General features: G+C 37.9%; 6 protein-coding genes. 2 read left to right on the top strand and 4 right to left on the bottom strand.

Annotated elements, in window-relative coordinates:
- Positions 1 to 320: 320 nt before the first annotated feature.
- Both HHL23_RS21065 and HHL23_RS21060 read right to left on the bottom strand, forming a co-directional pair.
- The gene (locus tag HHL23_RS21065; RefSeq protein WP_169236706.1) at positions 321 to 1,718 is read right to left on the bottom strand and encodes a DUF5689 domain-containing protein; all 1,398 of its coding nucleotides are present in this window, start codon (positions 1,716 to 1,718) and stop codon (positions 321 to 323) included.
- A gap of 20 nt (positions 1,719 to 1,738) precedes the next feature.
- Positions 1,739 to 4,618: a carboxypeptidase-like regulatory domain-containing protein gene (locus tag HHL23_RS21060; protein WP_169236705.1), complete on the bottom strand. Its 2,880-nt coding sequence runs from the start codon at positions 4,616 to 4,618 to the stop codon at positions 1,739 to 1,741.
- A gap of 246 nt (positions 4,619 to 4,864) precedes the next feature.
- Here HHL23_RS21060 and HHL23_RS21055 point away from each other — a divergent pair, with 246 nt between their 5' ends.
- Entirely contained in the window at positions 4,865 to 6,052 is a 1,188-nt protein-coding gene (locus HHL23_RS21055) for an endonuclease/exonuclease/phosphatase family protein (protein ID WP_169236704.1), read from the top strand.
- Positions 6,053 to 6,107: 55 nt separating this feature from the next.
- Positions 6,108 to 6,527, top strand: a complete 420-nt coding sequence (locus HHL23_RS21050) for a DUF6146 family protein (RefSeq protein WP_169236703.1) — start codon at positions 6,108 to 6,110, stop codon at positions 6,525 to 6,527.
- Positions 6,528 to 6,628: 101 nt separating this feature from the next.
- Here HHL23_RS21050 and HHL23_RS21045 read toward each other — a convergent pair whose 3' ends face one another.
- Together HHL23_RS21045 and rho are read right to left on the bottom strand one after the other, a co-directional pair.
- On the bottom strand, positions 6,629 to 7,225 hold the full coding sequence (locus HHL23_RS21045) for a superoxide dismutase (protein ID WP_169236702.1): 597 nt from the start codon (positions 7,223 to 7,225) through the stop codon (positions 6,629 to 6,631).
- A gap of 315 nt (positions 7,226 to 7,540) precedes the next feature.
- On the bottom strand, positions 7,541 to 9,406 hold the full coding sequence (gene rho / locus HHL23_RS21040; protein ID WP_169236701.1) for a transcription termination factor Rho: 1,866 nt from the start codon (positions 9,404 to 9,406) through the stop codon (positions 7,541 to 7,543).
- Positions 9,407 to 9,419 lie beyond the last annotated feature (13 nt).

Raw genomic sequence — 9,419 nt, 5'->3', positions numbered from 1 at the left:
ATAATGAATTAATTTATTGATTATCAGATGAATATACAATATTTTATCTCAACAAACTAATGATAAATTATTTATTATCAAACAATTATATACTATCTTATGTGACTTCTATCATGCGTTTGCCCTGCTGATTAGGCGGACCGATCCTCAACTTAAAGAAAAATAAGTAGATAAAAAGGAGCGCTACTCCTGTTATCAATATTCCCCTTATTATTTTATCTTCCTGCATGGCATTACGTTTAAGACAAAGTTAAATGAATTATCGCAACATAAAAAGGCCGTCTCCTAAAAGACGGCCAGTATTTAAAATATCAGATTGATTACTGAACCTGAATATTGTCTAACTGAACAGTAGTGGTAACACCGGTAGATGCTCCGGTATATTCAAACAGGATAAATCCGTTACCCGTTAATCCAGCAGGTAACGTATAAGTTCCCGCAGGAGCTAATGTTCCGTAACCACTAACAGGCGTCTGAGGAATTGTAAATGCAGATGTAATATCTGTTTTCGTTGCCGTTGTAATATCTCCAAGTGGTGTATAGTTGGTGGTATAGTAAACTTTTAAAGCATTACCATTCCAGAATCCAACATTAACATCAAACTTCACTGTATTGGCTGCTGTAAAATCTACAGGTACAGCAAAATAAGTTAAATAGTTTCCAGAACCGGAGTTAGCTCCCAACTGGATATACTTATTACTGCTGAAAATCTTTAACTGCCAGTATCTGTTTCCTAATACCGCATCATTTACATACCTAGGATATACTTCCAGGTTAGTAGGCGTCAGTGAATAGCTTTCAAAGTTTTCAAGGAATGAACCAGAATAAGCGATCTCAGTACCTCCTTTTGGCGGCGTTGCATCTACTCTTGTTCCAGTGAAGTTAATATCAGATAAGCTTCTGATCAGCATCTGCCATGTAGTATTGTATCTGCTTACTACGAAAGTAACGGTACCATTTCCTTTTGGTACAAGTTCACCTCCACTCTTGAAGAATCCCGAGTTTCTGATCACTGCAGTACCTCCTAATTTATCTTCAATATTTCTATCCGTATCCAATCCCTGGTTTCCGGCATCATAATCAAGATATTTTTTCTGAACCGGAAAGATCTCACCGATATTGAACTGTACATCAGATACTGTCACTAAAGTGTTGATCAAATTAACCTGCTTTGCATCATTTAATGAATTTAGTTTTGTAGGGACAAGTGTCTGGATATCCAGCCCATTTCCTGAGCATACTCCTGAAACATATCTTCCAACAAGTGCCTGAGGAATTCTACCGATCGCAAAGTTCGGATCTTCAGAACCAAGTTTAATAGACCCTCTGTCAAGTCCTAAACGTAATCCTTTCGCATTAATTCTGATGTGTGCCCCAACCGGGAAATCAGCAAAGTTACTTGCTTTATCCACTTCGATCTGAAGACCTACTGTAGGATTAACTGTTTTATCCTGGAAAGAGATGGTTTTATAGAAGTTCCCCTGAGCATCAGAAGAAACAATATACCCGTCGAAGATCTGATCTGTAGTAATTAATTTATATCCTGTAGCAGGAGCCTGAGCGGCAAAATCAGCCATTGAAATGGTAGGCGCCTCGAATTTATTTGAACAAACGATGGGAGGTGTTTCCCAATCATCATTCTTTACACAAGAAGACAATGCAGACAGTACACCTACTGCTACGAATGTCGTTTTGAAAAAGTTAGTGAAATTATTCATTGTTATTTTTTTATTTTTTATTAGAATCTGAATTGTAAGTTAACAAAGTACGAACGTCCCTGAGTGTACCAGTATTTCGGTCCGAAAGAAGGTGCTCCACCATAGTAGTCAGCAGCAAAATCATTAGCTTTCGTTTCTCTGGTCTGCTCGAAACCTCCGGTAATGAACCTTTTGTTATTTAAGATATTATTCACAGAAGCCGTCAATAATATATAATACTTTCCAATCATGAATGATTTTCCTGCATTAGCATTTAAGAAAAATGCAGAAGGAAGTTGTACAGGCTTCAGCATATCACGTACTTCACCATCAGTAAGGCCCAGGTAAGGTGTACTTGAATATGGGTTTTGAATAAAGTTATTGGTTCTTAAAGCCGGAGCCGGATCCAGATAATTGTTATCAAAATAATTCCAGTTTGCTCCTATCCACCAGTATTTAGGGTTATTATAACGGAAACCTAAAGAGAAAGCACGCTGAGGAGTTCCCCCTTGCTTATAATCTTTCAAATAAGACTTTCCAAAAGAAGTCACGCTACTTCCTGACGCATCAGAAACCAGATACACTTCAGGATTATTTCTGTACGTATACTCACCTAAACTCGCAAGACCCTGTAAAGATAAAGTAGGAAGAACTTTCAGGTCAACACCTAATTCAACCCCCATATTTCTTTTCTCAACATTGGACATTACCTGAGTAACGAATGCACTCTGTACCTGAGAAACAGATCCGTCTGGATTGGTACTGCTCAATTGAATTCCGTCTGCAAAGAATCTCTGTACATTGGTTTCATTCTGTGTATCTACAATATATCCAGATGCTCTTAATTTAAGGAAAGGTGTATTGATTACATAACTTAAATCATTGGCAGTATATACGGTACTTCTGATATTAGGATTAACAAGTGCGTTAATTCTAGGATTGATAAACAAATCTTCCAGGAATGGTGCCTGGTTGTACATCGCTCCGTTATATACTAAGAAGTTACGCCCGTTGATACGGTAAACCACCTGTCCTTTCAGACCGAAGTTCCAGAAATTGTAATCTTTACTTTTCCCGTAAGAGTTCTCATATAAATAATGCTTGAAAAGACCTTCTCTGTTTGAAGAAGAATATCCCGCCATAGCAGAAACGAATACATCGAAATTACCTGTAGAGAATTTCAGTCCCGGATTTACCTTTGCTTCCTGTCTTCTCAGGATATAGTTGTAAGTCATACGGTCTCCCACTCTCAACTGAACGTTAGGATCCAACGTGTTATAGAATCCTGTAGAACCCGGCTTAGCTGATTCTTTAAATGGATCTACACCGATAGCATAATCACCCCCTAAAAGATCTTTCACTTCACGGTAAAGCTCAGATTTATAGTTCTGATAAGAAACGTTCATGATAAACTTCGTACGGTCATTAAAGTTGTACGTGTAGTGTGTCCCAGCGTTGAAGATCTTATCATCGCTTACATCATCTACCAGATATATTTTAGAACGCTTCCCTGATATTCCGTAAAGACGGGTCATTTCAGCCTGGTCTGCAGCATCGTTCTTTTGGTTGTTGGCGTAGATCTGTCCCCAGTTGATCTGAGTAACATTCGGATCTCCATTCTGCCAGTTTGATAAACTTGTATTATATGCATCCAACAGAGTGTTATACTGGGATGGATCAGGTATCCCTGTCCCATTGGTTGTATTATAAACAATGCTGTTAAGATAATAACTCGGTAAATTTCTATAATAGGCAGGAGAAGGATTGGTAACACCATTCCAGTCTAAACGTGAACCTTTATCTTTTCCAAACTGGTAAGATGCAGTCGTCCAAAGGCTGGAATTCTTATTGATTTTCCAGAAATCCTGAACCTGGAAAAGTGGCTGGAATCCTTTTCGGACTCTTTCGCTTCTCTTTTCTCCATCCTGCCAACCCCAGTAAGAGTTGTAATGTACCCCTCTGTAGTCATAGACTTCCTGAGTACTTGGACTGGCTGTAGATCTTCTGTATGGTGCACCGATCGCATTGAATGTAATCGTATGGCTGTCACTGAATTTCTTTTCTATCCCCAGGTAAGCACCGTAAGCATCATAGAAAGTTCCTTCCTGGATTCCTTCTTCAGCCCATCTTCTTGCTCCCATTACAGTAAACGCCCATCCTTTCTTGCTCATTCCTGAGGTATAACGTAAAGAGGTTCTGTTTCTGTAGTTTCTGTTAGTTAAGGATTGTGTAAACTGGAATCCTTTTCTATACTCACTTGCTTTTGTGTTCTTATAAACAACAGAGCTGTTTCCACCAAAAGCATATTCAGACGGGGAATGGTTAGACGCGATTTCCGGATATCTCGTGATCTCGTTTAGCCCACCCCAGTTGCTGAAGTCAACATTACCATTATCAGATTTCACCATAGAAACACCGTTCAGCATAGACTCACCTGTTCTTCCATCGATACCTCTTGGACGGAACCAGTAAAATCCTAAATCAAACGCAGCAATTCTACTGAATACATCCATTGATGATTGTAGCAAACCTACTGTAGAAGCCTGACCGCTGTCGCCGTCATCATCACCATCGCTGTCTATAATCGCTAAACCTTGATCTGCGCTTGTAAGATTAGAATATAGGGTAACAATCCCCAGATCCTTTCTTTTCTCATCAGCTACGTCAAACTCCATCATTTTGGTTTCGAAGTTTGGTTTCGTAATCATAATTTGATAATGGCCCGGCTGCAGGTCTACAAACTGGAAGTATCCAATTTTATCAGCCGTTACATCATTTTCGCTCCCTTTAAGATCTACTTCTGCCCTTTCAACAGGCTTTCCATCAGCATCCTTAAGATACGCGAATACAGTAGTCTGCGCAAAATAGAATGAAGCTGGAAGTAAAGTAAATAAAGAGACTAATGATAGTTTTTTAATCATGAGTATATTTATTTTTTTTAATACTTTTCTTATTAGTTTTCAACAGTTTAAAAGTTGGGGGCACAAATTTAGTCAAAATTTAGAATTAACAACTTTTTTAACATTATTTTTTCTTAACATTGCAAGCTTTTATGATTCATTATATAAGAGAATTATTTTATCTTGTTTTAAATTTACAAATATTTAAAATGGGTTGAATTAAAAAAAGGTAAATTTGTCGTTTAAATAATTTTAATACTCTAGAGGATGAAGAGATTTATAAGTTTTATAGCCATCGTTTTTTCGGTAATGGCTTTTGCACAACAGGGGAAACTGCGAAAAGTGGCTGCTGTTGGCTTTTTGAATGTAGAAAACCTTTGGGACACTATCCGTTCTGCAGATTATATTGATGGTACTAAAGACATCCGTAATCCGGCTTTCCACAGAAGCATCCCGATTGATTCCATTCAGTTTTTAGAAGCAGAAAAGTATGAAGGACAATGGAGCGACGGAGCGTTAAAAGGTAAAAAAGCAGTAAGATACCAAAGCGGCTCTGAAGAATTCACCCCTAAAAGCGGCAAAAATTATAATACTAAAATTTACAAAGCAAAGCTTACCAACGAAGCCAAAGTAATTGCTGAACTTGGTGCACAGTATACAAAAACAGCTCCTGCTGTGGTAGGACTTATCGAAGTAGAGAACAGACAGGTGATTGAAGATCTTGTAAAGCAACCTGCTCTTGCTAAATATGATTACGGAATCATACATTACAATTCTTATGACTACAGAGGTATTGATGTAGCCCTGATCTATCAGAAAAGAAGATTCACGGTAACCAACTCTTTGAAAAAAGAACTGAAAGTTTTCGGTGATGACGGTAAAAGAGAATATACCAGGGACATCCTTATAGTAACTGGCTTCCTTGATAATGAAAAAGTAGCCTTCTTTATGAACCACTGGCCTTCAAGAAGAGGTGGTGAAGCGGTTTCATTGCCAAAAAGAAATGCAGCTGCAGCTCTATTGAAACAACAAATGGACAGCATCAGAACAGCAGACCCTTCTACAAAACTTTTTGCAATGGGCGACTTTAATGATGATCCGGTGAGTGCAAGTTTAAAAAATCATTTAAAAGCTGTTGCCAATCCTAAGGACTTAAGCGAGACAACACCCTACCTCAACCTAATGTATCCTCTATATAAGAAAGGTATTGCATCACTAGCTTATCAGGATGCACCTAACCTGTTTGACCAGATCATTGTTTCTAAAAATTTAGTATCCGATCAGGTAACAAAAGAATACTCAGTGTACAAAGCTGAAATCTTTGCTCCGGCTTATTTAGTCAATAAAGAAGGAAATTATAAAGGCTATCCTTTCAGATCCTGGAACGGAGACCAGTTTACAGGAGGATACAGTGACCACTTCCCGGCATTTGTCATTCTTCAGAAAGAACCATAAAAAATTAACTTAGGCACTCATTTTGAGTGCTTATTTTATATATCAATGTTTTATTATGAAAAATCTCATCGTTATAGTACTCCTTACGTTTCTTCCTTTCAGTTGTTTTTCTCAAAACACACCTAAGAAAGATGAAGAGAAGTCCGAAATGAAGCCTTCTAAAAATGATGATGGCGAGTGGGATCTCACAGTGATTGATACCCAGTTCGATTACTTTTTGAACGCTATAGCCAAACCGATGAGCCAGTACTCCGAATCATATCTGAAAACAAAGAATACATTTCTGGTTACTGAATGGAATTCTTACTACAGTTCAGGGAAATACCGGAATATCATTGAATCCGGAATAGATTACAACTCCAGAGAAAACTACGGGATTAAATTTGAATACAAGCTGTATCAGGTTTTTGCTTATGTAAGCTGGAAATATGGATTGAAAATGAACAGGCTTTCCCCAAGTGATGCTACAAGATAATTTTTTTCAACCATACCGGTTCAATGATCCAATACATTTAAATAACAATAAAAAAGGTTCAGAATTTCTTCTGAACCTTTTACTTTTATAATAAATAAAAATTATTTATTGAATAACTCCTCCACTTTATCCCAGTTTACTACGCTAAAGAAAGCTGAAACATAGTCAGGTCTTCTGTTTTGGTAGTTTAAGTAATAAGCATGCTCCCAAACGTCTAATCCTAAAACAGGAGTTCCTTTAACGTCTGCAACAGGCATTAATGGGTTATCCTGGTTTGGCGTAGAAGAAACAGATACAGATCCGTCCGCATTTTTAACCAACCAAGCCCATCCTGAACCGAATCTTGTTTTAGCAGCATCAGAAAAATCAGTTTTGAATTTCTCAAGACCACCGTAAGCTTCGATAGCAGCTTTTACGTTTCCTACAGGCTCATTGCTTCCGCCCGGAGTTAAAATTTCCCAGAATAAAGAGTGGTTGAAGTGTCCTCCTCCATTATTTCTTACTGCTGGTTTGTCAGTTCCTGTCTGGCAGATCTCTTCAATAGTTTTCCCTGCTAATTCAGTTCCTTCGATTGCTTTATTTAAATTGTCAATATAAGCCTGATGATGTTTTGTATAATGGATCTCCATAGTTTTTGCATCGATAGTCGGCTCCAATGCATCATATGCATATCCTAATTTTGGTAATTCAAATGACATAATTTTATTTTTAATGTTATATCCAAATTTAACCAATATTTAAGGGATTATCAAATACTGGGGATTACTTTAATAAATCTTTAACATTGATATATTGATTTAGAATGAATTAAATTTTACACGTGGGAAGACAGAAGCAGGAAGATGACGGTTGTTTCAGTCTAAAACATCGCGAAAACCAATTTGAAAAAAAAAGAATATAATCTGATAATCCTTAACGCTATCACAATTTAGCAAAACATTAAAAACCCGCAAGCACAAAAAAGCACGAAAATCAAATGATTTCCGTGCTTTTTAATTAACAATTAAATTAATCTATTTATTCATAGACATCATGAATTCTTCATTATTTAAAGTTCCTCTGATGTTTTTATTGACAAATTCCATCGCTTCTACAGGATTCATTTCAGCAAGATACTTTCTGAAGATCCACATTCTCTGAGAAGTAACTTCATCTAAGAGAAGGTCATCTCTACGCGTACTTGAAGATACAAGGTCAATCGCAGGATAAATTCTTCTGTTGGCAATTTTTCTATCCAACTGAAGTTCCATGTTCCCTGTTCCTTTAAATTCTTCGAAGATTACTTCGTCCATTTTAGAACCAGTATCGATAAGCGCTGTCGCGATAATCGTTAATGAGCCACCTCCTTCAATTTTTCTGGCCGCCCCGAAAAATCTTTTCGGTTTGTGAAGCGCATTGGCATCTACCCCACCGGAAAGAACCTTTCCTGATGCTGGAGTAACGGTGTTATAGGCTCTTGCTAATCTCGTAATAGAGTCAAGCAATATCACTACATCATGTCCACATTCTACCATTCTCTGAGCTTTTGCCAAAACAAGGTTGGCCACTTTTACGTGTTTGTCCGCTGCTTCATCAAATGTAGATGCTATTACTTCGGCATTTACACTTCTTTCCATATCGGTAACTTCTTCCGGACGTTCGTCGATCAGAAGGACCATCATATATACTTCAGGGTGATTGGCTGCAATAGAGTTGGCAATATCTTTAAGCAACATGGTTTTACCCGTTTTAGGCTGGGCAACGATCATTGCTCTCTGCCCTTTCCCAATTGGTGCAAATAAATCAACAATTCTTGTAGACATTGTAGAATTATCTCCTGCCAGGTTAAATTTCTCTTCTGGAAAAAGCGGGGTTAAATATTCAAAAGCAACACGATCTTTAATGAATGCAAGATCACGTCCGTTTACTTCTATTGGTTTTAATAAGGAAAAATATTTTTCACCTTCTTTCGGAAGTCTTACAATTCCTTTTACAGTATCTCCGGTTTTCAGACCAAAATTTCTGATCTGTGCTGTAGACACATACACATCATCAGGAGAAGAGATATAACTGAAATCAGAGGAACGAAGGAATCCGTAGTTATCAGGAAGAATTTCTAAAACCCCTTCAATACTTACCATCCCATCAAAACTGAATTCTTTTCTGTGTTCAGAATGATGCTCCTCATTTCTGTCAGCATGTTGTCTGTGCTGATTTTGATTAGGGTTCTGATTCTGGTGTTGATTAGGATTTTGGTTCTGACCCTGGTTTTGATTCTGATGCTGATTAGGGTTCTTATTTTGGTTTCCGCTGTTTTGCGGATTGTTGTGTCCTTTTTGTTGGGATCTGGCCTGAGGTTGAGAAGCAGCAGGCTTTTCTTCTGAGGGAGCAGATTCCTGAGGTTGTTCTGCATTTTTAGGAGCTTCTGCTCTTTCTTGTGAAGCTTCTGTATTGCCTGTGTTGGCAACCACTCTCTTTCTTTTTTTCTTAGACTGTGCTGAGTTGTTTTCTTCAGGAGTGGAAACTGTTTCAGTTTTGGGTTCTTCCTGCTTTATTTCTTCAGCGACTGGTACCTTTTCTTCTACTTTTTCTTCAGCCTGGGGTTTCGCTTCTGCCGGTGCTGTTACTTCTGCTTTCGGCTTGGCAGGTTGTCTTTTAGGCGCTGCTTTTCTTACAGGGGCCTTAGCAGGTTTATCTGCCGGTTTTTCTTCAGTATCCATGCTGGTTTCTGTGGCGTTGAAATAATCTTTTGCAACTTTAGGGTTAGAAGCCTGAAAGTCAAGAACGGCAAAGATCTTATCATTATCATTGCTGTTTCTAGCAACTTTAACGCCTAAATCTTTTAAGATTTTAGTCAGTTCCGTTACGGATTTTGACCTTAACGTTTCTATGTTAAACATACTTAATGTAAAA

It is taken from the genome of Chryseobacterium antibioticum (genome assembly GCF_012927325.1).
Taxonomy (GTDB): Bacteria; Bacteroidota; Bacteroidia; order Flavobacteriales; family Weeksellaceae; genus Chryseobacterium; species Chryseobacterium antibioticum.
Note: the sequence above shows the minus strand (reverse complement) of the source record. Positions and strands in the feature narration are given on the sequence as shown.

What these genes read in the sequence shown, in the direction of transcription:
- HHL23_RS21065 (WP_169236706.1), bottom strand. Translation starts at nt 1,718, where the DNA reads ATGAATAATTTCACTAACTTTTTCAAAACGACATTCGTAGCAGTAGGT.
- HHL23_RS21060 (WP_169236705.1), bottom strand. Translation starts at nt 4,618, where the DNA reads ATGATTAAAAAACTATCATTAGTCTCTTTATTTACTTTACTTCCAGCT.
- HHL23_RS21055 (WP_169236704.1), top strand. Translation starts at nt 4,865, where the DNA reads ATGAAGAGATTTATAAGTTTTATAGCCATCGTTTTTTCGGTAATGGCT.
- HHL23_RS21050 (WP_169236703.1), top strand. Translation starts at nt 6,108, where the DNA reads ATGAAAAATCTCATCGTTATAGTACTCCTTACGTTTCTTCCTTTCAGT.
- HHL23_RS21045 (WP_169236702.1), bottom strand. Translation starts at nt 7,225, where the DNA reads ATGTCATTTGAATTACCAAAATTAGGATATGCATATGATGCATTGGAG.
- rho (WP_169236701.1), bottom strand. Translation starts at nt 9,406, where the DNA reads ATGTTTAACATAGAAACGTTAAGGTCAAAATCCGTAACGGAACTGACT.